This window comes from Stenotrophomonas sp. YJH_SMC_120, from assembly GCF_059368675.1.
Map to the genome: position 1 here is coordinate 66,212 of NZ_JCAFRY010000009.1, position 25,055 is coordinate 91,266.

The 25,055-nt window shown below is 67.3% G+C and carries 20 protein-coding genes; 12 read left to right on the forward strand and 8 right to left on the reverse strand.

The window, feature by feature from the left end; genetic code table 11:
* Positions 1 to 46: 46 nt before the first annotated feature.
* Complete coding sequence (locus AC5P60_RS12570) at positions 47 to 1,390, reverse strand: dicarboxylate/amino acid:cation symporter (protein WP_005410972.1); 1,344 nt, start codon at positions 1,388 to 1,390, stop codon at positions 47 to 49.
* A 332-nt stretch (positions 1,391 to 1,722) separates the two neighbouring features.
* On the opposite strand from AC5P60_RS12570, the gene AC5P60_RS12575 reads away from it, so the two are divergent.
* Positions 1,723 to 2,892, forward strand: a complete 1,170-nt coding sequence (locus AC5P60_RS12575) for an OprO/OprP family phosphate-selective porin (RefSeq protein ID WP_483693610.1) — start codon at positions 1,723 to 1,725, stop codon at positions 2,890 to 2,892.
* 66 nt (positions 2,893 to 2,958) lie between these two features.
* Positions 2,959 to 5,601, forward strand: a complete 2,643-nt coding sequence (locus AC5P60_RS12580) for a hybrid sensor histidine kinase/response regulator (protein WP_227843772.1) — start codon at positions 2,959 to 2,961, stop codon at positions 5,599 to 5,601.
* Positions 5,602 to 6,159: 558 nt separating this feature from the next.
* Here AC5P60_RS12580 and AC5P60_RS12585 read toward each other — a convergent pair.
* From AC5P60_RS12585 to AC5P60_RS12600, 4 genes are read right to left on the reverse strand one after another with little or no spacing between them, the layout of a single operon-like run.
* Entirely contained in the window at positions 6,160 to 6,810 is a 651-nt protein-coding gene (locus AC5P60_RS12585; RefSeq protein ID WP_005414428.1) for a response regulator, read from the reverse strand.
* Positions 6,811 to 6,838: 28 nt separating this feature from the next.
* Complete coding sequence (locus tag AC5P60_RS12590; protein WP_005414429.1) at positions 6,839 to 7,894, reverse strand: ABC transporter substrate-binding protein; 1,056 nt, start codon at positions 7,892 to 7,894, stop codon at positions 6,839 to 6,841.
* Positions 7,891 to 9,282 (reverse strand): sensor histidine kinase, encoded by a 1,392-nt coding sequence (locus AC5P60_RS12595; RefSeq protein WP_005414430.1) that lies wholly within the window; start codon positions 9,280 to 9,282, stop codon positions 7,891 to 7,893. The genes AC5P60_RS12590 and AC5P60_RS12595 overlap by 4 nt, the downstream gene beginning before the upstream one ends.
* Positions 9,275 to 9,964 (reverse strand): response regulator, encoded by a 690-nt coding sequence (locus AC5P60_RS12600; protein ID WP_005414431.1) that lies wholly within the window; start codon positions 9,962 to 9,964, stop codon positions 9,275 to 9,277. Before AC5P60_RS12600 ends, AC5P60_RS12595 begins: the two co-directional genes overlap by 8 nt.
* Positions 9,965 to 10,206: 242 nt before the next feature.
* Between AC5P60_RS12600 and AC5P60_RS12605 the strand changes: the two genes are divergently transcribed.
* The 6 genes from AC5P60_RS12605 to AC5P60_RS12630 all read left to right on the forward strand — a co-directional run bounded on the left by AC5P60_RS12605 (position 10,207) and on the right by AC5P60_RS12630 (position 17,292).
* Positions 10,207 to 11,346 (forward strand): OprO/OprP family phosphate-selective porin, encoded by a 1,140-nt coding sequence (locus AC5P60_RS12605; RefSeq protein ID WP_033835202.1) that lies wholly within the window; start codon positions 10,207 to 10,209, stop codon positions 11,344 to 11,346.
* Between the two features lie 74 nt (positions 11,347 to 11,420).
* A complete protein-coding gene (locus tag AC5P60_RS12610; protein WP_005419191.1) occupies positions 11,421 to 12,749 on the forward strand; it encodes a CitMHS family transporter in 1,329 nt (442 codons plus the stop codon).
* A gap of 24 nt (positions 12,750 to 12,773) precedes the next feature.
* Positions 12,774 to 13,514 carry an acetoacetyl-CoA reductase gene (phbB, locus tag AC5P60_RS12615; protein ID WP_005419193.1) on the forward strand — a complete coding sequence of 247 codons (741 nt, stop codon included), beginning with the start codon at positions 12,774 to 12,776 and terminating at the stop codon, positions 13,512 to 13,514.
* A 182-nt stretch (positions 13,515 to 13,696) separates the two neighbouring features.
* Positions 13,697 to 14,317, forward strand: a complete 621-nt coding sequence (locus AC5P60_RS12620; protein WP_065426815.1) for a hypothetical protein — start codon at positions 13,697 to 13,699, stop codon at positions 14,315 to 14,317.
* On the forward strand, positions 14,292 to 14,834 hold the full coding sequence (locus AC5P60_RS12625) for a hypothetical protein (protein ID WP_033835204.1): 543 nt from the start codon (positions 14,292 to 14,294) through the stop codon (positions 14,832 to 14,834). Before AC5P60_RS12620 ends, AC5P60_RS12625 begins: the two co-directional genes overlap by 26 nt.
* Before the next feature lie 160 nt (positions 14,835 to 14,994).
* Complete coding sequence (locus AC5P60_RS12630) at positions 14,995 to 17,292, forward strand: TonB-dependent receptor (protein ID WP_483693611.1); 2,298 nt, start codon at positions 14,995 to 14,997, stop codon at positions 17,290 to 17,292.
* Between the two features lie 519 nt (positions 17,293 to 17,811).
* Here AC5P60_RS12630 and AC5P60_RS12635 read toward each other — a convergent pair.
* The gene (locus AC5P60_RS12635) at positions 17,812 to 19,065 is read right to left on the reverse strand and encodes a flavohemoglobin expression-modulating QEGLA motif protein (protein ID WP_483693612.1); all 1,254 of its coding nucleotides are present in this window, start codon (positions 19,063 to 19,065) and stop codon (positions 17,812 to 17,814) included.
* A 210-nt stretch (positions 19,066 to 19,275) separates the two neighbouring features.
* Positions 19,276 to 20,385 carry a ribosome small subunit-dependent GTPase A gene (rsgA, locus tag AC5P60_RS12640; protein ID WP_032965961.1) on the reverse strand — a complete coding sequence of 370 codons (1,110 nt, stop codon included), beginning with the start codon at positions 20,383 to 20,385 and terminating at the stop codon, positions 19,276 to 19,278.
* 114 nt (positions 20,386 to 20,499) lie between these two features.
* On the opposite strand from rsgA, the gene AC5P60_RS12645 reads away from it, so the two are divergent.
* The 3 genes from AC5P60_RS12645 to AC5P60_RS12655 are packed head-to-tail and all read left to right on the forward strand — an operon-like array spanning position 20,500 to position 23,118.
* The gene (locus tag AC5P60_RS12645; RefSeq protein ID WP_049459653.1) at positions 20,500 to 21,774 is read left to right on the forward strand and encodes a pyridoxal phosphate-dependent aminotransferase; all 1,275 of its coding nucleotides are present in this window, start codon (positions 20,500 to 20,502) and stop codon (positions 21,772 to 21,774) included.
* A 2-nt stretch (positions 21,775 to 21,776) separates the two neighbouring features.
* Positions 21,777 to 22,394, forward strand: a complete 618-nt coding sequence (locus AC5P60_RS12650; RefSeq protein WP_483693613.1) for an SGNH/GDSL hydrolase family protein — start codon at positions 21,777 to 21,779, stop codon at positions 22,392 to 22,394.
* 4 nt (positions 22,395 to 22,398) lie between these two features.
* Complete coding sequence (locus tag AC5P60_RS12655; protein WP_164208761.1) at positions 22,399 to 23,118, forward strand: class I SAM-dependent methyltransferase; 720 nt, start codon at positions 22,399 to 22,401, stop codon at positions 23,116 to 23,118.
* 120 nt (positions 23,119 to 23,238) lie between these two features.
* On the opposite strand, the gene AC5P60_RS12660 is transcribed toward AC5P60_RS12655, so the two are convergent.
* The gene (locus AC5P60_RS12660) at positions 23,239 to 24,018 is read right to left on the reverse strand and encodes a polysaccharide deacetylase family protein (protein WP_483693614.1); all 780 of its coding nucleotides are present in this window, start codon (positions 24,016 to 24,018) and stop codon (positions 23,239 to 23,241) included.
* Between the two features lie 59 nt (positions 24,019 to 24,077).
* On the opposite strand from AC5P60_RS12660, the gene grxD reads away from it, so the two are divergent.
* Complete coding sequence (gene grxD / locus AC5P60_RS12665) at positions 24,078 to 25,004, forward strand: Grx4 family monothiol glutaredoxin (RefSeq protein WP_049396503.1); 927 nt, start codon at positions 24,078 to 24,080, stop codon at positions 25,002 to 25,004.
* Positions 25,005 to 25,055: the final 51 nt, after the last annotated feature.

The window sequence follows — 25,055 nt, forward strand, 5'->3', positions numbered from 1 at the left end:
GGCCGTACCACTGTCGTGATCGGCCCCGCGGTACCACACACCTGGGTCAGCCCTTGGCCGGCAGCGCCTCGGGCAGTGCGTCCACCGGCGGCGGCAGCTCGCTTTCGCGGCCATCCAGCGCCAGCTGCAGGCGGTTGCGGTCCAGCGCGCCTTCCCAGCGCGAAACCACCACGGTGGCCACCGCATTGCCGATGAAGTTGGTCAGCGAGCGGCATTCGCTCATGAAACGGTCCACGCCCAGGATCAGCGCCATGCCGGCCACCGGTACCTCCGGCACCACGGCAAGGGTGGCGGCCAGGGTGATGAAGCCGGCACCGGTGACGCCGGCCGCCCCCTTGGAGCTGAGCATGGCAACCAGCAGCAGGGCGATCTGGTGGCCCAGGGTCAGTTCGGTGTTGGTGGCCTGGGCAATGAACAGTGCCGCCAGGGTCATGTAGATGTTGGTGCCGTCCAGGTTGAACGAGTAGCCGGTCGGGACCACCAGGCCCACCACCGACTTGCTGCAACCGGCGCGTTCCATCTTCTCCATCAGCGACGGCAGCGCCGACTCCGACGAGGAAGTGCCCAGCACCAGCAGCAGCTCGGCCTTCAGGTAGCGCGCCAGCTTGAACACCGAGAAGCCGCACAGTCGGCAGACCACACCGAGGATCACCGCCACGAACAGGAACGCGGTGAGGTAGAACGAGCCCACCAGCCACGCCAGGTTGACCAGCGAACCGACGCCGTATTTGCCGATGGTGAAGGCGATGGCGCCGAAGGCACCGATCGGGGCGGCCTTCATCAGGATGTGCACCAGCTTGAACACCGGAGCGACCAGCGCCTCCAGGAAGTTCAGGATCGGCTTGCCCTTCTCGCCCACCGAGGCCAGCGCGATGCCGAACAGCACCGCGATGAACAGCACCTGCAGGATGTTGCCGTCGACGAAGGCGCTCACCAGCGTCTTCGGAATGATGTCCATCAGGAAACCGACCAGGGTCAGGTCGTGCGACTTCTCGACGTAGCTGTGCACCGCGGTCTGGTCCAGCTCGGCCGGGTTGATGTTCATGCCGGCGCCGGGCTGTACCACGTGCGCCACGATCATGCCCACGATCAGTGCCAGCGTGGAGAAGAACAGGAAGTACGCCATCGCCTTGGCGAACACCCGGCCCACCGTGCGCAGGTGGGTCATGCTGGCGATGCCGGTGACGATGGTGAGGAAGATCACCGGCGCGATGATCATCTTCACCAGGTTGATGAAGGCATCGCCGAGCGGCTTCATCTTCTCGCCGATCAGCGGTTCGTAGTGGCCGAGGATGGCGCCCAGGACGATCGCCACGATCACCTGGAAATACAGCTGGCGATAGATCGGCAACGGCTTTGCAGGCGCCGGGGCTGCGGTCGGGATGTGCATGGCGGACTCCGGAAGGGGCGTTTTCAGGCACGTACGGCCCCGGGACAGCACGGGAACCGTTACCGTGGAAACTGATCGCAGGCCCTGTGCTGCATGCGCAGGAGGTGCGACCAATGGACGCCTTTGTACGCGCCGGGCACGCCGGCGCAGATAACCTATTGGTACTAGCCCCCCGGTTCAGGTGGCGGCGATGCCTACACTGGCGCCGCACCGCCCGATCCTGGGGAGGCCGGTGGCCCGTGCTGAACGGCCGGGCGCGTCATTGCGAAAGTTTCGGCCCCTGCGGCCGTTGTTGTCCTGTCCACACGCAATCTGAGAGAGCCGCACCCAACATGCGCCCGATTCCCACCTTGCTGGCCCTGTCGCTGGCCGCGCTTCCCGTCTTCGCTTCGGCTGCCGATTTCGACAACTGGCCGACCAAGTACGCCTTCGGCGACGGCACCGAGTTGGCCGCTACCGCCAACATCGCCTACGACTACAACGATTTCTCCTCGGGCAGCGGCCTGGAGGACGACGACGCCGTGCGCCGCAAGGAGTTCGGTGCGACGCTGAAGAAGAAGGGCGTCTACGACGCGATGGTCTACTACGACTTCCAGTCCGATACCTGGCTGGACGTGTTCGTGCGCTTCGAGAGCAAGGCCTTCTTCGGTCGCGACATCGGTCGCTTCCGCTTCGGCTACATGAAGACGCCGGTCGGCCTTGATGCGAACACCTCTTCGCGTGCCGGCAGCTTCCTGGAAACCGCACTGCCCGTGCAGGCCTTCTACGAAGGCCGCCGCACCGGCGTGGAATGGGTGCTGGAGCGCCCGCAGTACCTGCTGCAGGCCGGCGCCTATGGCGGCAAGGACCTGCAGGGTGACAACCCCGGCACCACCCAGGCAGTACGTGCGGTGTGGACCCCGGTGAAGGCGCCCGGTGACGTGATCCACCTGGGCCTGGCCTACTCGCAGGAAAATCCGCGCGGTTACAGCGATGGCCGTGACGTGCACCACGAGGCCAGCGCGCGCCTTCGCGCACGCCCGGAAGCCGGCCTGACCGACATCCGCTACGTCGATTCCGGCGCCCTGGTCACCGCCGACCAGATCCGCCGCACCGGCCTGGAAGGCATCTGGATCCGCGGCCCGTTCTCGCTGCAGGCCGAAGCCCTGCGCGCCACGGTCACCCGCCATGACGGCAAGCCCGACTACACCGGCAGCGGCCAGTATGCGATGGCCAGCTGGGTGCTGACCGGCGAGTCGCGCCCGTACAACGCAGGTGCCGTGGCCAACATCAAGCCGGCGCACGACTACGGCGCGGTGGAACTGGTGGCCCGTTACAGCCGCATGGACCTGGACGATGGCAGCATCCTTGGTGGCCGCCAGCACGACCTGACCCTGGGCGCGAACTGGTACCTGACCAGCCACTTCAAGTTCCAGGCCAACTACGTGAAGGTCGACGCCAGCCGTCGCGGTGTGCACAGCACGCCGGAGATCTTCGAGCTGCGCGCGCAGATGCACTTCTGACCCCTTCCACGTCAGATCCCGGCGGGCGTGCACGCCACGCCCGCCGGCCCTGCGTAGACTGCCGCCATGTACTGGCTCAGCCGCCATCGGATGCTGTTGCTGACCATCCTGGTGATGGTCGGTGGCACCGTGCTGTGTGCAGTCGCCGCCGGCCACTACGCCTGGCGGCGCGCCCTCGGCGAGGAAAGCAGCCAGGTGCAACGCCAGCTGCAGCTGTACGGCCAGGGCCTGCAGCAGCGCATCGACCGCTTCGGCACGTTGCCGCAGGTACTGGCGCTGGATCCGGATCTGCTGCACGCCCTGCGTGTGCCACCCTCGCCCACCGAACAGCAGCGGCTGAACCTCAAGCTGCAACGCGCCAATGAAGTCACCCGTGCCTCGACCCTGACCCTGGTCGGCCACGACGGCGTGGCAGTGGCGGCCAGCAACTGGGACCAGCCGACCAGCAACGTCGGCGAGAACTACAGCTACCGCCCCTACTACCGGCAGGCACTGGCGCAGGGCCGCGGCCGCTTCTACGGCATCGGCATGACCACCGGCGTACCCGGCTACTACCTGTCGCAGGCCATCGAGGAAGACGGCAAGCGGCTCGGCGTGGTGGTGATCAAGGTCGAGCTGTCGGCGCTGGAGCAGGAATGGTTGAGCAGCCCGGACGTGGTGCTGGCCAGCGACGACCATGACGTGGTGTTCCTGGCCAACCGTGACAGCTGGCGCTACCGCCTGCTGCGCCCGCTGGGCGCCGATGAGCGCCGCGAAATGCTGGACGCCCGCCAATACGCCGACCGCGCGCTGCAGCCATTGCGCGCGCGTACTGAAGACGTGCTTGCCGATGGTGGCCGCATGGTGCGCCTGCTCGATCCCGCACTGCCGCAGCCGATGCTGTGGCAAAGCCTGCCGCTGCCCGCCGAAGGCTGGAACCTGCATCTGCTGCACGACGCCAGCGCCGCCACCGCCGCCGGTCGCGCGGCCGCCCTCACCGGCGGTGCCGCGTGGCTGGCGCTGGGCTTCCTGGTGCTGTTCGTGCAGCAGCGCCGACGCCTGGCCAAGCATCGCCTGCGAAGCCGCCGCGAACTGGAAACCCTGCTCAAGCAGCACGCACAGGAACTGCGCACCGCACAGGATGGCCTGCTGCAGGCGGCCACCGACGCCGACAGCGGACTCAGCCGCAGCCTCGAACACCTGCCGCAGGGCGTGGTGGTGATCGACCGCGAACTGCGCCTGGTCGCGTGGAACTCGCGCTACCTGGAACTGTTCCGTTTCCCACAGGACCTGGTTCGCGTCGGCCGGCCGATCGAGGAACTGTTCCGCTTCAACGCACGCCGTGGCCTGCTCGGTCCGGGCCCGGTCGATGAAGCAATCGAGCGCCGCCTGAACCACCTGCGCAGCGGCCGCCCGCACATGCGCGAGAGCGAGAAGGACGACGGCACGGTGCTGGAGATCCGTGGCAATCCGCTGCCTGACGGCGGCTTCGTCACCAGCTATGCCGACATCACCAGCTACAAGAACGCCGCGCGCGAACTTCGCTCGCTGGCCGATGCGCTGGAGCACCGCATCGCCGAGCGCACCCATGATCTGGAAGAAGCACGCCGCGAAGCCGAGCAGGCCAACCGCTACAAGACCCGTTTCGTTGCCTCGGCCGTGCACGACCTGCTGCAGCCCCTCAACGCGGCGCGCATGTTCGTCTCGGTGCTGCGCGGCAAGCTGAGTGACCCGGCGCAGCAACAGACCAGCGACCACATCGATGCTGCATTGGCCGCGCAGGATGCGATCCTCAACAGCCTGCTGGATATCGCGCGCCTGGAATCGGGCAGCCTGCCCACGCGCGTACAGGCGTTCCGGCTCGGGCCTTTGCTGCAGACGCTGGCACGCGAGTTCGGCATCGCCGCGCAGTCACGCGGGCTGGCGGTCGACTGGGTCGATACCGCTGCGGTGGTGGTCAGCGATGAAGCGCTGCTGCGCCGCATCCTGCAGAACTTCCTGTCCAACGCACTGCGCTACAGCGAACGTGGCCGCGTGCTGCTCGGCTGCCGTCGCCGCGAAGGCCTGCTGTGGATCGAAGTTCACGACCAGGGCCCCGGCATTCCCGATGCGCTGCAGGGCGAGATCTTCGAGGAGTTCCGCCGCCTGCACGACGGCCAGCAGCGCGGCGCCGGCCTTGGCCTGGCGATCGTCGACCGCATCGGTCGGCTGCTCGGCCACCCCATCCGCCTGCGCTCGCAGCTGGGCCAGGGCAGCGTGTTCGCGGTGGGCGTGCCGTTCGGCGAAGCCAGCGCGATTCCCGCTACTGCTCCTGTGCCGGTGCTGGTGCAGGAACCGGCCGCGGACAATCCGCTGCGCGGTCGCCGGGTGTGGGTGATCGACGACGATCCGCACGTCTGCGCCGCCAGCCGCGCGCTGCTGGAGCGCTGGGGCTGCGAGGTGGCGCTGGCCGACGGCCCGCAGGCGGCGCTGCAGCTGGCGGCAACAGGCGCGGTGCCGGAACTGGTGCTGCTGGATGTGCGCATGGGCGATCACCACGGGCCGGTGCTGTACGAGACGCTGGCCGAGTTGTGGCAGGCCCGTCCGCCGGTGGTGCTGGTCACCGCCGAGCGCGATGCGGGATTGCGTGAGATGGCCGCCGAGCGCGGCTGGGGAATGATGGCCAAGCCGGTGAAGCCGCCGGCGCTGCGGGCGTTGATGAGCCAGTTGTTGATCCGGCATCGCGGGTAGTTTCCAGCCAACGGCGCAGCCCCTCGTGGGTGGTCGCACAAAGCAGTTCATCGGTGGGGCCGGGCAGATGGGCTGCACAGGGGCCGCTGCAAGTACGTCCCTGTAAGCTCGGTCGCCGCATCCATGCGGCTCACGCCCCTGTGCAGCCCATCTGCCCGGCCACGGACACGTTCCGTGCGCGTCCACCCTCGGAGAAGAAAAAAGATCAAAAGCGGGTCGCGCGCTGCGCTTGCTCGTGTAGAGCCGAGCCCATGCTCGGCCTCACGGACGGGCCGGAAAGCAGCCGAGCGTGGGCTCGGCTCTACGAAAAATGGCCTGCCAGGCTGCCTTTGCTTTTGATCTTCTTTTCTCTTCCGTGGGTGGCAGGCCACCGAAATCTGTCAGAGGGCGGTCGGGTTGGGTGCGCGGGGGTGTCAGCCGCATGGATGCGGCTGCCAAGCCTCCAGGGACGGATTCACGGCGTCCCCCGCGCACCCAACCCGACCGGCCCGCTCGCAGCTTCTGCTTTCAGCGACCAACCCAAACCCACCCACGAGGGGCTGCGCCGTTGGCTGGAAACTACAACCCGATGCCGGCGTCGCCCTCAGGCTCCAGCGCCTTCACCAGCACCGCCGCCTGTGTGCGGCTGTGGCATTCGAGCTTCTTCAGGATCGCAGTGACATGTACCTTCACCGTGTTCTCGGCCAACCCCAGCGTGTAGGCGATCTGCTTGTTGAGCAGGCCATCGGCCAGGCACAGCAGTACCCGGAACTGCTGCGGGGTCAGCTGGGCCAGGCGGCTGGCCAGCAGTGCGTCGGCCTCGGAGCGTTCGGCGGCCATCGCCGGGAACCACAGGCCACCATCGAGCACCGCCTGCACCGCCTCGCCGATGGTCTCGGCCGGAGCAGACTTTGGAATGAAACCAGCCGCGCCGAACTGCTGGGCACGACGGATCACCCGCGGATGGTCGTTGGACGAGAGGATCACCACCGGAATGTCCGGATGCGAGCCGCGCACGTGCAGCAGGGCGGAGAAACCGTGCGCGCCGGGCATGGTCAGGTCGAGCAGCACCAGGTCCACGTCCGGGTGCGCGTCGAGTGCTTCGGCCAATGCCTCGGCGCTGGCGACCTCGCGCACCTGCGCCAGCGGCAGACTCTGCCGCAGTGACTGCACCACCGCCGAACGCAGCAGCGGGTGGTCATCGGCGATCAGGATGGTGTATTCGCTCATGCCGCCATTGTACGGGCAGGCCGGAGCCTCAGCGCCCCGCCGGCTCCACGCTGCTGCGCCAGGCATCCAGGAACTGGCGGCGCTTGAGCGCGTCCAGGTACACCAGCAGGCCCGGGCCGAGCTGGATCGGGCGGCGGCTGCGGCCGGGCGCATCGTCGCCACGTGCGTTGCCGGTCACGATCGGCATCAGGCGTGCCTCGCGCGACAGCACCTGCTGGCCACGCGGTGACAACAGGTAGTCGAGGAAGCGCCGGGCTTCTTCCGGGTGTGGGCCGGTACGTGGAATCACCGCGGTACGCAGCACCACCAGCGTGTAGTCCTCGGGCTCCACGATCGCCAGCGGCGCACCCGCGTCGATGCGCGCCTGCGCGTAGGAGCCGAGTACGTTGTAGACCAGCGACAGCTGTCCGCTGGCGACCTTGTCCAGCAGCACGCCGGTGCGCTCCTCGCGCACCACGTCGTTGTCGCCCAGCGCGCCCAGCAACGCGCCAGCGATGCTGCCACGCTGTGCATCCTGGGTAGACAACAGGTAGCCGACACTGCTGCGCTCGATGTCATAGGTACCGACCCTGCCGCGCAGCGGTGCCCCCTCCGCGCGCAACCGGTCCAGCAGTTGCCGACGCGTGTGCGGCACCTTCGCAGCCGGCAGTGCGCGGGTGTTGTAGACCATCACCACCGGCTCGTAGCTGATGCCGAAGGCCTCGTTGCGCCACTGCGCCCAGGCAGGCAGCGCGGCGGTCTGCGCCGAACGATGCGGCAGCGCGTGGCCGTCGTTGACCAGCTTGGTCTGCAGGTCCATGCCGCTGGAGATCAGCAGGTCCGGCGATGCCGGTCCGCCGCGGTCGTGCAGGTACCGCGCGTACAGGTCCTGGGTGATGATGTCCTCGTACACCACCTCGGTGCCGGGGTGCAGCCGCTGGTAGTCGGCAATCACTACCGCGAACACCTCGATGTCGGTGGTGCCGTGGATGCGCAGCTGCGCAGTGGCCTTTGCCTGGGCCGGGAAGCGGCGCACGTCGCCCGGTGCTGCAAGCACCGGCAGGGCCAGCAGCAAGGCAACGGCAGCAGCGAACAGGCGGATCATGGAGTGCTCCGGGGCAGGCGGATGGTGGCGACCAGCCCGCCCTGCGGACGGTTGCTGAGGTCGATGCGACCGCCATGGCTGTCGACCACGCGCTTGACGATGGCCAGGCCAAGCCCGGCGCCGCCGGACGGCGCGCCTTCGCCACGGGCGAAGCGCTCGAACACGCGTTCGGCATCGGCGGCGGCAATGCCGGCACCGTGGTCGGCGATGGTCAGCACGGCCTGCCCGCCTTCCACGGTCAATGCGATCTGCAACGGCCCATCACCACCGTACTTCAACGCGTTGTCGACCAGGTTCTTGATCGCCTCGCGCAACAGCAGCGCATCGCCATGTACCTGTACCGGCTCGGCGGTCATCGCCAGTTGTACGCGCGGTGCCGGCCCGGCCTGCGGCAGTGCTTCATGCAGGGCCTGGTGCACGGTCTCGGCCAGGTCCACCGCTGCAAAGCGCTGCAGATGCGAGCGATGGATCACGCTGGCATCGCTGAGCAGCTGGTTCAGCAACCGGCTCATGTGGGTGGCATTGCGTTCGATCGCCTGCAGGCTGCGCCGCATGTCCTCGGGGTCGTCGTCATCCAGCGCCAGCTGTGCCTGCGCGCGCAGGGCAGCCAACGGCGTACGCATCTGGTGCGCGGCCTCGGCCATGAACGCGCGCAAGGTCTCGTTGCTGCTGGACAGTCGTTCCATGAAGCGGTTCAACGCCGCCACCATCTGGTCCATCTCGCGCGGCACGCGCGCATCCAGCGGTTTCAGATCGGACGGCTCGCGACGCGACAGCTCGCGTTCCACCCGCACCAATGGCCGGAACGCGCGATGCACGCCAAAGGCAACCAGCGCCAGCAGCAGCCCGGACAGCACACCGATCGCCAGCAATGCACGGTTGACCATGTCCTGCGCAACCGCTTCACGTGCACGCCGGGTCTGGCCGACCTGCACCTGCACCTCGCCCTGCGCCGACGCGGCGGCGAAACTGCGGCCGACCACCACGAAGCGCACGGTCTCGCCGCTGTACGCCGCATCAAACAGCTGCGGTTGCGTGCCGGGCCGGCGCGGTGGCGCCGGCAGGTCGCCGTAGCCGGTGATCAGGTTGCCGCGACTGTCGGCGACCCGATAGAACACACGGTCTTCCGGGGCCATCGCCAGCAGGTCCAGCGCGGCATAGGGAAGATCGACCTGCCACTGGCCATCGACCAGGGCCACCGAATCGGCAATGGACAACGCCGAGGACACCAGCAGGTGATCATAGGAACGGTTGGCGGCGCGCTGGCCATAGCCGCGCGCCGCAAACAGCAGGGCCACCGCGAACACCGCCAGCAACGCGCCGAGATAGAGCAGCAACGTGCGCCGCAGCGAGCCCGGCGCGGCATTCGCGGTACGCGCGTCAGCCATCGGCGTCGGCGCTGCCGTCACTGGCTTCCAGCAGGTAGCCAACGCCGCGCACCGTGGTGATGCGCAGCGGTGCGCCTGCCAGCTTCTTTCTCAGGCGACCGACATACAGCTCGATGGCATTCGGGCCGGCTTCGTCGTCGAAGCCGAACAGGCCGTTGCCGATTTCGTCCTTTCCAACCACCTGGCCAATGCGCCCGACCAGGATTTCCAGCAACCGATATTCGCGGTTGGGCAGTTCGATCGGTTCACCGTCGAGGCTGACCCGGTGCGCGGCGTTATCGAACTGGAAGCCACCGATCTGCACCACTTCGCTGGCCTGACCACGCGCACGCCGCAGCAGCACGCGGCAGCGTGCTTCGAACTCGCGGAAATCGAACGGTTTGCCCAGGTAGTCGTCGGCGCCGACGTCCAGCGCCTGCACGCGGTCTTCGATGCCATCGCGCGCGGTCAGCATCAGCACCGGCGTGCTGTCGCCGCGCTCGCGCATGCCGGCCAGCACGCGCAGGCCATCGAGCTTGGGCAGGCCGATATCCAGCACCACCAGGTCGAAGCTCTGGTAGCGCAGCACGCTGGCCGCCGCCAGGCCATCGGCCTGCCAGTCCACGGCATGCCCACTGCGGCGCATGCGGCGGATGATCGCATCGGCCAGATCCGGGTTGTCTTCGACCAGCAGCAGGCGCATGGGCACGGGGGTGGGAAGGGAAACGAATGCTACCGCATGCCGCTGCCGCGCTCGCCGCGCCCCGCCCGGAGGTGGCAGCGGGCCGCTTTACGCTGCACCGCACAATCCGTTGACAGGACGATGACAGCTTGCGCGACCCAGACTGCGGCCGCGCACCGTCCGGTGCCCACGATTGCCGCGCGCCTGGCGCGCACCTGGGAGGGTTTGTGGAATTCACGTTTGCCTGGCGGCGCCCTGCCGCCATGATGGCGCTGGCTGCCCTGTCGGCGCCGGCCTTCGCCGCGGAAGACGACCGTCCGGTCACCGCCACCCTCGGTGGTCGCCTGCACCTGGACTTCGCCACCTTCGACAACGACAACCGGGGCACCCCGAACAAGGACGACACCGAAATCCGCCGTGCGTGGGTTGACGTGTCCGGCAAGTTCTTCGTGGTCGACTACAAGCTGGAAGCCGATTTCTCCGGCGACCGCGTCGAGGCCAAGGACGTGTACCTGGCACGCAGCTTCGGCAAGGCCGGCAAGCTGACCGTGGGCCAGTTCAAGCAGTACTTCTCGCTGGATGACCGCACCAGCTCCAACTACGGCAGCTTCCTGGAACGTGGCAACGCCGGCACCACGTTGGCGCCGCTGTACCGCTTGGGTGCGTCATGGCAGGCCAACCCCGGTGACTTCACCTGGGCGGCCAGCCTCTACAGCCTGGAGAGCATCGACGCCTGGCAGGTGAAGGGTCGCGCCGCCGGTGGCCGCGTCACCTGGGCACCCTCGCCCAGCGATGGCAACGTGCTGCACCTGGGCCTGTCGCTGGCCCGCGAGGCCTACGACAACCCCGGCGCCAACGGCGTGCCCGGCCTGCGCATCCGCCCGCGCCCGGCCGGCCATCTGTCCGACAACAGCCGCCTGACCCTGGTCGACTTCTCCGCCGGCCGCGATACCGACGTCAACAAGTGGTCGCTGGAATACGCGCAGGTGCGCGGCCCGCTGTCGTGGCAGGGCGAGTTCAGTGGCGCCACCTTCGACGACGGCGCGCAGCGCGGCGATGTAATGGCGGCCTACGGCATGCTCAGCTGGTTCGTCACCGGCGAAAGCCGTGCCTACGACCGCAAGACCGGTCGATTCGCGCGGGTCAAGGACATCCGGCACAAGGCCGGAGCCTTCGAAGTGGCGCTGCGCTACGACCAGATGTGGGGCGCGCAGCATCTCGACGGTGCGCCGGACCTGCGTCGCGGCAGCACCGAAGCCTGGACGCTGGGTGGCAACTGGTACCTGCGCGACAACCTGCGCTTCATGCTCAACGTGATCGAAAGCCGCAACCGTGATCGCCTGGCCGGGGTCACGGTGGACCGCACGCGCGCGGTCACCGGCCGCCTGCAGTACGACTTCTAGGCCCGACATTCCGGGCATTCCGCCCGGGCCCCTTCCACTCCCCACGCCCTGTTTTCGCAAGGAGTCCGCAGATGATGCTGAGCATCCTCGGCTTTGGCATGGTCATTACGTTCATGTACTTGATCATGAGCAAGCGCCTGTCGCCGCTCGTCGCCCTGATCACCATCCCCATCCTGTTCGCGCTGATCGGTGGCTTCGGTGCCGGCATCGACGAGATGATGCTGGAGGGCATCAAGAAGATCGCGCCGACCGGCGTGATGCTGATGTTCGCCATCCTCTACTTCGGGGTGATGATCGACGCCGGCCTGTTCGATCCGCTGGTGCGGGTGATCCTGCGTTTCGTCAAGGGCGACCCGATGAAGATCGTGCTTGGCACCGCGGTGCTGGCGATGCTGATCTCGCTCGATGGCGATGGCTCGACCACCTACATGATCACCGTCTCGGCGATGCTGCCGCTGTACCAGCGGTTGGGCATGAACGCGCTGAACATGACGTGCGTGACCATCCTCGCCGGCGGCGTGATGAACCTGACCCCGTGGGGCGGCCCGACCGCACGCGCGGCCACCGCGCTGCACGTGGACCCGGCCGACGTGTTCGTGCCGCTGATCCCGTCGATGGTGATCGCCTGTGCCGGCGTGCTGCTGCTGGCCTGGTACCTGGGCCTGAAGGAACGCCGCCGCCTCGGCGTGGTGACCCTGCCCAAGGGCGGCAGCTGGATGGACAACAGCGTGTCCGATGACAGCAACCCGCTGCCGACGGTGGAAGACGCCGAAGACATCAAGCGCCCGAAGCTGCTGTGGGTGAACCTGGCCCTGACCGTGGCACTGATGACCGCGCTGATCATCGGCGTGCTGCCGATGCCGGTGCTGTTCATGGTCGGCTTCGCCATCGCCCTGGTGATCAACTATCCGAACCTGGCCGAGCAGCGCCGCCGCGTGGTCAACCATGCCGGCAATGTGCTGTCGGTGGTGTCGCTGATCTTCGCCGCGGGCATCTTCACCGGCATCCTCAACAACACCGGCATGGTCGAAGCGATGTCACACAGCTTCCTGGCGGTGATTCCGGAATCGTGGGGCCCGTACCTGGCGGTGATCACGGCGGTGGCGTCGATGCCGTTCACCTTCTTCATGTCCAACGACGCGTTCTACTTCGGCGTGCTGCCGATCCTGTCCGAGGCCGCTGGCAACTACGGCATCACCCCGGTGGAAATGGCACGCGCCTCGCTGGCCGGCCAGCCAGTGCATCTGCTCAGCCCGCTGGTGCCGTCCACCTACCTGCTGGTGGGCCTGGCCAAGGTCGAATTCGCCGACCACCAGAAGTTCACCCTGAAGTGGGCCATCGCCATCTCGATGCTGCTGATGATCGGCAGCCTGCTGTTCGGCCTCTATCCCCTCGCCGCCTGACCCTTTGCCAAGGAGCCTTCTGCAATGACGCTTCGAATCGCTTACGTCACCAGTGGAATGGGCAGTGTCGGCACTGCCATCTGCCAGAGCCTGGCCCGCAGCGGCCACACCGTGGTTGCCGGCTGCGCGCCGAACTCGCCGCGCAAGGCCAACTGGCTGCGCGAGCAGCGCGAACAGGGCTTCGACTTCATCGCCTCCGAAGGCAACGCGACGGACTGGGCCTCGACCAGCGCGGCGTTCGCCAAGGTCCGCGCCGAAGTCGGTGAAGTGGACGTGCTGGTCAACAACTCCGGCGGCAGCCGCGACCTGCTGTTCCGGCAGATGACGGTGGAGGACTGGAACGCGGTGATCGCATCCAACCTCAACGCGCTGTTCAACCTGACCAAGCAGGTGGTGGACGGCATGGCCACGCGGGGCTGGGGCCGCATCATCAACATCGGTTCGGTCAGTGCCCACAAGGGACAGATCGGCCAGGTGAACTACGCCACCGCCAAGGCCGCGATGCATGGCTTCAGCCGTGCGCTGGCTGCCGAAGTTGCGTCGCGCGGGGTCACCGTCAACACGCTGTCGCCGGGCTACATCGCCAGCCAGGCGATCAGCAGCTTCCCGCCGGATGTGCTGGACCGGCTGGCCGCCTCGGTACCAGTGCGCCGCCTGGGCCGCCCCGAGGAAGTGGCCGGCCTGTGCGCGTGGCTGGCGTCGGATGAAGCCTCGTATGTGACCGGTGCCGACTATCCGGTCAACGGTGGTCTGTACATGGGCTAAGCCCTCCCCCACGGAGTGCGCGGGGGCCGGATCACCTTCAGTTGTGAAGGTGATCCGGCCCCTTTTGTTTCTGCATTTCTGAGACGCACTTCCCGATACATCGGCAGAACCGGTGCTATACCTGCCAGCGCTCGCCGAGCCCGATGGATGAACGGCTGGAATCGCGGATCAAGGAGGTTGGCATGCGTGCATTGCTGATTGCGCTTCTCGTGGTCGCCACTACGCTGCTGGCGACACCGACCCGCGCGGAGCCCCCGCCTATGCGGGTGATCACGGGCCTGGGCTGCCCCGACTGGCTGATCCCAGGCGCGCCCACGCTCGACGCGCAGATCACCGGCCATCCGGAGTGGACCTTCGCCTGGGCTCCCGCGTCCTATACCAATCGCGATCCCATCCGGATCTACATCCAGTCCTTCGACTGCGATTCCTCCGACATTGCAGGCTATTACTTCCGGATCGCAGCCATTGCCCATGAAGTGGGACACGCACTGTATTTCGAAGGTATCGCCTTGAGCACCCGAGGTGCGTTCATCCAGCACTTCTGCACCATGGAGGGGAAAGCGGTACTCAACAACCTCACCGCGCGCAGTGAGCTTCTGGTGACCAGCCTGGGGTACTACGACATCGGCGTAGCTGCGTCCAACGGTCCTGGCCTCATCGCACAGGCCGATGCCGGCGGTGAAGACCTGGACCGGCAGGTAGGTAAGCTGTTCTGCGACAACAACGTAACGTCAACCACCGGCGAGAACTACAACGACTTCTACGGAAGAATCTACGATGAAGCGATCGCAGCCCGTCCCTGAACTTCTTCTGATCCTGAGCCTGTTGGTTGCCGGTTCTGCAACAGCAGCCACGTCCGCTGCCACTGCGGAAGAGGCGGATGCAACCTGGCGGCTCGTGGAGCGCTGGTCCTTGCAGCTGTCACGCTCTGACCTTGTCGCGCAGCTATCAGCCCTGGCTCCGGCCGGCTCGCGTTCGGAAGCAAGAATGGGCCGGGGCGACAGCGCCACCATCGATCTGGCGCCATTCGCGGTCGCTGGGAGGATCAAGGGGCCCTCTGGCCAGATCTACACCGACGCGTCGGGGCGAATCATCAAAGGCATTACGCTGCGGCTGAGCGGCGCCTGCATCTCGCGAAAGCAGATGGGTCGTCGCTACCCCGACTTCAATGTCCTTTCCGTGCCGTCAGGGCATAGCCTGGACGAGTCGACGGTGTTCGGCACAGTAGTGAACGGCATCCAGATCGGGTTCTCATTCTCCGAACATGACCGTGACTGCATGGACCAGCTCAAATTGAGCTGGCCTGGGGAGCGCTTCTGATTCCCACCGGCCTACCAGCATGACGAACATGTTGCAGGACACGCACCACTGCCCTGCATCGTTCGTTGGTTTTTCGTAAAGAAGGTTTCATGTTCCGTTCGCATAGTGGCCATGCACCGCGCACGCGTGCCGGTGACCACCCCCAATGCAACGGACCACCATGCAGACCCGACACCTGACGATCGCCGTGGCGGTCGCCCTCTCCGCCGCCACCAGCGCCCATGCCGCCACCGCCGCCGATACCGGCGCCAGCACCGATGCCGCGCTGAGCGCGCAGACGCTGGATACCGTCTCCGTGATCGGCCAGGGCGAGACCCGCCAGGTGCAGCGCATCACCACCGTCGACAAGCAGGTGCTGCCGCCGGGCACCAGCGGCCAGAAGATCCTCGACCGCCTGCCGGGCGTGTCGGTGCAGTCCAACGATGCCTTCGGCGCCAACGAAGAATCGCAGACCATCAGCCTGCGCGGCTTCGACAAGAGCCGCCTCGGCTACACGCTGGACGGCATCCCGCTGGGCGACAACAGCTACGGCAACTACAACGGCCTGAGCATCGCCCGCGCGATCATCGCCGAGAATCTGGCCGGTGCCGAGCTGTCGCAGGGCATCGGTTCGCTGGGCGTGGCCTCGACCAGCAACCTGGGCGGCACCATCCAGTACTTCTCGATGGACCCGTCCACCGAGTTCGGTGGCCGCGCCAGCATCACCGTCGGCGACAACAGCCAGCGCCGTGGCTACCTGCGCGTGGATAGCGGCGACATCAACGGCTTCTCGGCCTACGTGTCCGGCGTGCACCAGGACCAGGACATGTGGGCCGCGCCCTACCAGAACCAGACCACCCGCCAGTTCAACGCCAAGGCGGTGTGGAATGTCGGCGACCACCGCTTCGGTGCGTTCGTGGCCACCTCGCGCGCCAGCCAGGCCAACTACGCCTACCTGTCCAAGGACATGCTGGCGCGTGGCCTGGGCTGGGATTGGAACATCTACGCGCCGGACTGGGATCGCGCCGTGGCCGCCGCGTACTGCGCGCCGGGCACCTACAACAAGGCACGCTGCAAGTTCAGCGGCGGCGTCAACAGCATCGACGATGCCTACTACCAGAGCCGCGCATTGCGCGACGACAATCTCTATTCGGTCGATGCCGACCTTCGCCTGGGCGGGCAGGGCCGCCTGAAGCTGCTGGCCTATCACCACGACAACCGTGGCCAGGGCCACTGGTGGGCACCGGGCCAGCCATCCTACCCGGGCACCGACAGGATGCTGCCGATCTCGATCCGCAGCACCAACTACACGATCAACCGCGATGGCCTGACCGCCGCATTGTCGTGGACGGTGGGCATCCACGAACTGGAAGCCGGCCTGTGGTACGAGCAGAACGACCACAACGTCTCGCGCAACTTCTACTACATCAGTGGCCCGTTCCTGGACGACCTGTACCTGAAGAACCCTGATCGCCTGCTGTTCAACCAGGACTTCGACATCCGCACGCGCCAGTTCTACGTGCAGGACCGCATGCGCTTCCTGGACCAGCGCCTGACCGTGGACGTGGGCATCAAGAGCCCGAACACCCGCATGCGTGCCACCGCCCAGCCGGGCGTGGAAACCAGCATCGCCTCGGGCACGCTGACCGCCAAGGAATCGGTGCTGCCGCAGGTGGGCCTGGGCTTCCAGCTCAACGCCAACAACGAGCTGTTCGCCTCGTACGCCGAAAACATCGCCGCCTTCGTCGGCGGTGGCAGCGGCGGCCCGCTGCAGGTGTCGCCGGAATCGTTCGCGGCCAGCGCCGGCCTGGAGCCGGAGAAGTCCAAGAGCCTGGAAGCCGGCTTCCGTACCTTCGGCGAGAAGTACCAGGCGTCGATCGCGGGTTACAACGTGAAGTTCGACAACCGCCTGCTGTCGTTGAACCCGTGCTCGAGCATCGAAGTCGGCACGCGTCCGGAGTGCGTGACGCGCTTCATCAACGTCGGTTCGGTGAAGAGCTACGGCGCGGAACTGACCTTCATCCTCAAGCCGATCGACGGCCTGCAGTGGTACAACGCGCTGTCCTGGAACAAGACCACCTACGAGGATGACTACACCTCGGGCGGCGCCATCGTTCCGGTGGCCGGCAAGATCACGGTGGATACGCCGCAGCGCATGGCCTCCAGTGAGATCAGCTGGAACCGCGATGGCTTCTTCGCCAGCCTGCGTGCCAAGTACACCGGCAAGCGCTACTACACCTACACCAACGACCAGTCGGTGCCGGGCGTGACCACCTTCGACGCCGGTGCGGGCTACGACTTCGGCCCCGGCCTGGGCCTGCGCAACGTGCGGGTGTCGTTGAACGCGACCAACCTGACCAACAAGCGCTATGCCGGCCAGCTGAGTTCGTTCGCACCGACTGATCCGAAGGGCACGCGTTATGCGATCCATGCAAGCGCGCCGCGACAGTTGTTCATGACGTTGGCGGCGGAGTTCTAAATCGAAAGCGGGCGCTGCGGCGCGTTGATTGTTCCTGCATGGCGTGGGTAGGCAGGCCCATGCAGGACACGCCGTAAACCCCGCTCCACGGTCCGGCCCAGCCGCTGGCGGCTGTGCGTTCGGGCGCTTGCGAAGCAGTGCTTCGCAAGCAAAGCGCCCTCACCCTTGGGGGCTCGATCGGCGCATCCATGCGCCTCACGGTCCTGCATGGGCCTGCCTACCCGCGCTCGACAATTCACTGCGCCGGCGCGGAGGCAATGGAAAGCAAGAGCAAAAGCAAAGCGCCGGGCATTGCCCGGCGCTTTGCTTTTCAAGCTCTTCAAGCGCAATTCCTCTGGTGGACCTGCTGCCGCGCCCGCAGAAAACTATCTGGAGGAGGCGGGGCACCCTGGCCAGGACCGTTGGCGCCATGGATGGCGCCATCGAGCACCATGGAGGGGTTTTTGCGTGTCCTGGCCAGGGTGCCCCGCCTCCTCCCCACCGATAGCAGGCAGGCGCTGGAGAATCCGCCAACGCCTTTCATTCCGGCGCCAGCTGGTCCATCCGTATCCGGTTGGCAAACAGCGAGAACGCCAGCATCCCGGCCAGGCCATTCGCCCGGCTCACCCAGTGCGGCAGCCAGCGCGGAGGCTTCAGCACCCCCGCCTCGAACAACGGCGCGAACGCGATCGCATCGGCCAGGCTCATCTTGCCGGCGAACAACCAGCGGCAGACCTGCAGGCGGTCCTCGGCCAGCATGTGGCGGAAGAAGGTGTGCACCGACACCAGGCCGCGCAGGTACACCGTGTCCTTGGTGAAGGCCAGGCCGCCACTCGGCGGCACGCCGCGGAACACGCGCTGTGCCGAGGCGAAGCTCTCCTCCGCATTCTGTCCGGCGTCGCAGAAATAGCGGAACACTTCGATGAAATCGGCGCCTTCGCGTGCCATCGCAATCGCTTCGGTACGCAGGCTGATGCGCTTCAGGCGCTCGATGTCGATGCTGCCAGTGATCTGCTCGGCGAACGTGGCCAGGCCTTCCTGTGTCGCGGTCACCCGCGGCGAAGACAATGCCAGGCTCGGCAGCACCGGCTGTTCGCGGCCGTTCAATGCAGTCAGCGAATGCACCAGCGCTTCGTGGTGGAACAGCTGCGCGCGGTCGTAGGCACTGAAGCGCGCACTGGTGCGCAGGCGGATGCGGGTCGGGCCGGCAGCTGCTTTGGACACCAGTTCCGGGTCGAGCTGTACCTGGATGATGCGCGATTCGAAGAAGGCATCCAGGTCGTTCTGCAGCTGCAGCTGCAGGGCGATGGCCGACACTGGCACCTGCTCTTCCGGCGCCAGCAGTTCGTGGTCCAGTTCGGCGGCAATCTGGATGAAGTGGCGCGCCGCTTCGCGCGTGCTCGGGCCATTGCCCGGCAGCGGCTGCTCGGGTGCGCCAAACAGCTGCACCGAACAGGTATCGACGGCGGCGGTGCCCAGCCCTTCCAGCAGTTGCGCGGCCAGATCCCAGCTCTGCGCCGACTGCCGCACGTAGTGGCCCAGTGGGTGGCTGTCGTCGCAGTCGGTGGCGATCGCGGCCAGCGCGCGACGTTCTTCGCTGAAGTCCAGCCGTGGGTAATCCACCTTCGGCAGCACCGGCTGGCCACGTGCCACGCTGTCCAGGAACGGTGCCTGCACCGTTGCCGGCCAGCTGGTCAGGCCCAGCAGGCGGATGCCTCCCACGGCCTCGACCAGGCGCGCATCGAGCGCTGCATGGTGGGCCACGTCACGGTCCAGCGTCGCAGTCGGTTCCATGCGCGGACTATAGCGCCCTGCCCGCGCGTTGGTAGGTGCCAATCTTGGTTGGCATCCGCCGAAGGCGGGCTTCGGACACGTCCGTGCCAACCAAGGTTGGCACCTACCAGAAGCAGGTTTCCTGCACCTGCCAGGCGCGGGCAGAGGCGGGATGCATTGCGCAGATCAGCGCCCATTGCGGCGCAATGGGATCCGACCCCGCGGTACCGATCAGCGCCTACGCGGCTTGCCGGCCGGGCGGAACTGCTGGCCCTTGCCCTTCTTGCCGCCACGCTCCTGCGCGGTCTCGGCCTGGCGGACCGCCAGCTTGGCGGCGGCGGCGGCCACTTCTTCCTTCAGCTTGAAGTAATTGAGCAGCCGGCTCTCTTCGATCTCACCTGCGTCGATCGCTGCGCGTACGGCACAGCCCGGTTCCTGCTGGTGCTTGCAGTCGTTGAAACGGCACTGTGCGGCCAGCGCTTCGATATCGGCGAAGCCGCCTTCGGACAGCGTCTCTTCACCGGTCGGCTTCAGCTCGCGCATGCCGGGGGTGTCGATCAGGCAGGCGCCGGTCGGCAGCGGCATCAGTGCGCGGTGCGTGGTGGTGTGGCGTCCGCGCGAATCGTTGGCGCGCACCGCGTTGGTCTTCATCCGCTGCTCGCCGAGCAGGGTGTTGGTCAGCGTCGATTTGCCGGCACCGGACGAGCCCACCAGCACCACCGTGCGGCCCGGGCCCAGCCACGGTTGCAGCACCGCCACGCTGTCGGCATCCAGGCCATTGATCGCATGCAGGGCGATACCCTGCATCTCCAGCTCTTCCAGCACCGCCAGCGCGTCTTCGCTGTACTCGGTCTGGTCAGCCTTGGTCAGCACTACCACCGGTTCGGCACCGCCACCGCCGACCAGCAGCAGGTAGCGCTCGATGCGGCGCGGATTGAAGTCGGCATCCAGGCCGCAGACGATGAACACCGTGTCGATATTGGCCGCGATCACCTGCTGGTGGTAGTGCTCGCCGGCGGCGCCTCGCTTGATCGCGGTGCGGCGTGGCAGCAGGGCGACGATGCGGATGCCATCGAGCAGCACCCAGTCACCCACCGCCGGCCGTTCATGGCTGGGGAAGCGCGGGCGCTGCCATTCCGGCAGCGACTCGGCCTTGATCGACGCATCCGGGCCATCGGCCACCACGTAGTGGGTGCGGTGCTGTTCGATCACCCGTGCCGGGCGGGCCTGCGGATGTGCGGCCATCGCGGCCTGCCAGTCGGCCTGCTGCGCCGGGCCCGGCCAGGGCCAGCCAATGGTCTGCAGGGCGATGAAATCGGGGGTCTGGGTCATCGCCGCCATTCTACCTGTGCCGGCGCCCTGCCAGCCCAGCAATGACGGGCCCGGCGCCCTTGCCATGCATTGCAGCAATTCCGGTAGGATGGAAGCCCCATGCCTTTTGACGGCCCAGCTCCCATGTCCACCAACTCGCCCAAGCCCCTGGCCATCCGCGAGCGCCTTTCCGAAGTGCGCTACGAAATCCGCGGAGAACTGGCGCGGCGAGCCCGGGAGCTGGAGGCGCAGGGCCGCAAGCTGATCAAGCTCAACATCGGCAATCCGGGCGCTTTCGGCTTCCGCGCGCCGGAGCACCTGCAGCGTGCGATCGCTGACGACATGGGCCGCACCGACCCGTACACGCACCAGCAGGGCCTGCCGGTGGCACGTGAAGCCATCGCCAGCTACTACGCTCGCCGTGGCGCGCCCGATGCGCACCCGGACCGCGTCTTCCTCGGCAACGGCGTCAGCGAACTGATCGACCTGTCGCTGCGTGCGCTGCTCAACCCGGGCGATGAAGTGCTGGTGCCCTCGCCCGACTACCCGCTGTGGTCGGCCTCGACCATCCTCAATGATGGCCGTCCGGTGTACTACCGCTGCGCACCGGAGAACGGCTTCCAGCCGGACCCGAGCGAGATCGAGACGCTGGTGTCCTCGCGCACCCGCGCCATCGTGCTGATCAATCCGAACAACCCCAGCGGCGCCAGCTACCCGCGCGAACTGCTGGAGCGCGTGGTCGAGATCGCACGCCGCCACAACCTGTTGCTGCTGGTCGACGAGATCTACGACCAGATCCTGTACGACGACGCGGTGTTCCAGCCGGTCGCGCCGCTGGCCGGTGATCATCCGTGCCTGACCTTCAGCGGCCTGAGCAAGGTGCACCGCGCCTGCGGCTGGCGCGTGGGCTGGGCCCACCTCAGCGGCGACGATGCCCGCCTGGGTGACTTCCGCGCGGCACTGGATCTGTTGGGTGCGCTGCGCCTGTGCGCCAACGTGCCGGGCCAGTACGCCATCGAGGCCGCAGTGAACGGTCCGGACACCATTTCCGAACTGTGCACGCCGGGCGGCCGCCTGTATGAAACCCGCCGCGCGGTCATCGAGGCCTGCGAAGCCAGCGAGCACCTGTCGCTGGTCGCACCGGCCGGCGCGCTGTACGCGTTCCCGGCCGTGGTCGGCGCCGCTGCGAAGGGCTTCGACGACCACAGCTTCGCGCTGGACCTGATGAACAACGAAGGCGTGCTGGTGGTGCCGGGCTCGAGCTTCAACGTGCCCTACCGCCATCATTTCCGCGTGACCCTGATGCCGGAGGCCTCGGTGATGCGCGATGTGTTCGCGCGCATCGACCGCGTGCTGGCGCGGCGTGCCGAGGACGCGACCAAGGTCGTGCCGCTGAAGCCGCGCCGTTCGGTGGCCTGAGCGTGGCGCTGTCCTACCTGGCGCTGGGCGATTCGTACACCATCGGTGAAGCGGTTACAGTCGAAGGCCGCTGGCCGCACCAGCTGGCCGCCACGCTGCGTGCGCAGGGCATTGAGCTGTCCGATCCGCAGACCATTGCGACCACCGGCTGGACCACCGACGAACTCGATGCGGGCATCGATGCGGCTGCGCCGCAGGGGCCGTTCGATTTCGTCAGCCTGCTGATCGGCGTCAACAACCAGTACCGCGGGCGTCCGCTGGACGAATACCGCAGCCAGTTCCAGGCGCTTCTGCAGCGGGCGATCGGCTTCGCTGGCGGTGATGCCGGACGCGTGCTGGTGCTGTCCTTCCCCGATTGGGGCGCGACCCCGTTCGGCGCAGGCAGTGGCCGCGACCTGGCCGCGATCGAGATCGAGACCGACGAGTTCAACGCGGCGGCCGAGGTGATCAGCACCCAGCAGGGCGTGGCCTTCGTCGACATCACCGATATCAGCCGCGCACAGGGCGAAGACCCGACGATGATCGCCGAGGATGGCCTGCACCCTTCGGCGCGGATGTACGCGCTGTGGAGCGCACGCGCCCTTCCGGTGGCCGCGCACCTGCTCGGCGGCACGGACTGAGGCGATGGACGGCACGCCACGGAACGGCCCGCCCCTGCCCTGCACTCCCCTGACGGCCCCGCAGGCCCGCTTGATTGCCGAGGCCTTCCGCCCGGCGCAGGCCTGGGGCAGCCGCCGCGACTACTACTACACCCGTGGCAAGCTCGGCAGCGATCCGCTGTACGACGGCGTGCTGCAGCATCTGCCTGACGATGGGCAGCCGGTGCTGGACCTGGGCTGCGGGCTGGGCCTGTTCGCCCATGTACTGCGCCAGCGCGGCGGTACCCAGCGCTACCTCGGCGTGGACGTGGATGCCGGCAAGATCACCCGCGCGAAGCGTGCTGCCGCCGACCTGCATGACGTGCGCTTCGATTGCGTGGATGTGCAGGCGCCGCTGCCGGCGCAGGCCGGGCACGTCCTGCTGCTGGACGTACTGCAGTACCTGCACGCGGGCCCACAGCAGGCACTGCTGCGCGCGGCCAGCGCTCAGGTGGCCCGTGGCGGCTGCCTGCTGCTGCGCACGCCGCTGGCCACCGGCGATGGCCGCGACCGCACCACGCGGGTGGCGGACCGGCTGGCCTGGCTGATCGGCTGGATGGGCACGCGACCACGCCACTACCCCGATCCGCAGGTATTGCAGACAACGCTTGCCGAAGCTGGATTGCAGGTGACCGCACCCCGCCCGCTGCACGGGCGTACCCCCTTCAACAGCTGGCTGCTGGTGGCCAAACGCCCCGCGTTGTAGGACCGAACCCAGGCTCGGCTGTGCTGTTGCGGTAGATCCACGCCATGCGTGGATGGCCTCGCGACCATTCCTGTAGGGGCGAGCCCACGCCCGGCTGCCCCAAGCGGCCAGAAGCCTGGTTTACAGGACCGGCAGCCGCGCCTTCAGCCCCCGCTCGTCCAGCGCCTGCAGCACGCGTTCGATGATCACCCGATTGTGACCGTGGGCGGCGCCCTCATGCAGCAGCACGATGGCGCCGGGTTGCAGGTCAGGCAGCAGCCGCGACAGCACGCCCTCCGGCGTGCAGCCGACGCCGTCGTAGCCCCGGGCACTCCAGCCCACGCGCACCAGGCCCAGCGCCTTCAACACCGGTGCCACGAACGGATTGGTCATGCCCACCACCGAGCGGTACCAGCGCACCGGATGCCCGCTCAGGGCCTGCAGTGCATGCTGGCAGCCCTCGATCTCGGCCCGCATCGCCGCCGGGCCCAGACGCCAGAAGCGCGCCTGTGGGTGGCTGTGGCTGTGGTTGCCCAGGTCGTGGCCGCGGCGCAGGATCTCCTGCACCAGTTCCGGCTGTGCCAGCGCACGTTCCCCCACCAGGAAGAAGGTGGCGCGCGCCTGGCGGCGGTCCAGCAGGTCGAGCACGGCGCGGGTTTCCGGGCCGGGGCCGTCATCGATCGTCAGCCAGACGCTGTTGCCGGCCTCTGGCAACCGGCTCAGCACCGGTGCGTAGAAGCGGCTGTTGGGCAGGAATATCGGCACCATGAACAGCGCGTGGCTGGCCACCATCAGCGGCAGGCCCCAGTGCCAGCCTGCCAGCACCCATACCAGGATCACGGCCAACTGCGACGCCACCAGCCAGGGCAGCCAGCGCCAGGGCCGGGTCGGGATGCGATGCAATGTTCCTGCGTTGCTCATCCCCCATGATGCCATGAGGGGTAGAATTGATGATTCGAATTCCCGGAAACCCGACGTCCATGTCCCTCGATCCCGCCCTGCGTTCGCGCATCGAATCCATCCTCAACGCCAACCGCGTCGTGCTGTTCATGAAGGGCCAGCCGTCGATGCCGCAGTGCGGTTTCTCGGCCAAGGCCGTGGGCGCCCTGCAGGATCTCGGCGTCGAGTTCGCCCACGTCAACGTGCTGGCCGACCAGGAAATCCGTGAAGGCATCAAGGCCTACGGCGACTGGCCGACCATCCCGCAGCTGTACATCGACGGCGAACTGGTCGGTGGCAGCGACATCGTGCTGCAGATGGCCGCCAGCGGCGAGCTGAGCAGCGTGCTGGGCCTGGCCGCACCGGACCGCACCCCGCCGAGCATCACCGTCACCCCGGCCGCCGTGGAAATGCTCAAGGGCGCGCTGGCCGATGCCCCGGGCGCTGCCCTGCAGCTGAGCATCGACGCCGGTTTCCAGCCGAACTTCCAGCTGGCCCCGCACGACGAAGGCGCGATCGCTGCCGAGTCCAACGGCCTGCGCGTGCAGTTCGACCTGGCCAGCGCGCGTCGCGCCAACGGCATCACCATCGACTGGGTGGACGACATCCGCGGCAAGGGCCTGGCCATCGACAATCCGAACGCACCCAAGCCGGTGCAGGAAATCAGCGTGCGTGATGCCGATGACCTGGTGCGTGCCGGCAACATCACCCTGGTGGACGTGCGCCCGGCCGAGGAGCGCGAGATCGCTGCCGTGGGCGTGCCGTTCAAGAGTTTCGACGGCAACGGCCGTGCGCAGCTGGAGGCCCTGCCGAAGGACACCGCACTGGCCTTCATGTGCCACCACGGCGGCCGCAGCGCACAGGCTGCCGAGCAGTTCCGTGCACTGGGCTTCACCAAGGTGTTCAACGTCACCGGCGGCATCAACGCCTGGTCGGAAGAGGTGGACAACGGCGTGCCGAAGTACTGATCGGCACTGAAAAAGGGGACGGAGGGGATTAAGTCGTTTATGGCACAAACG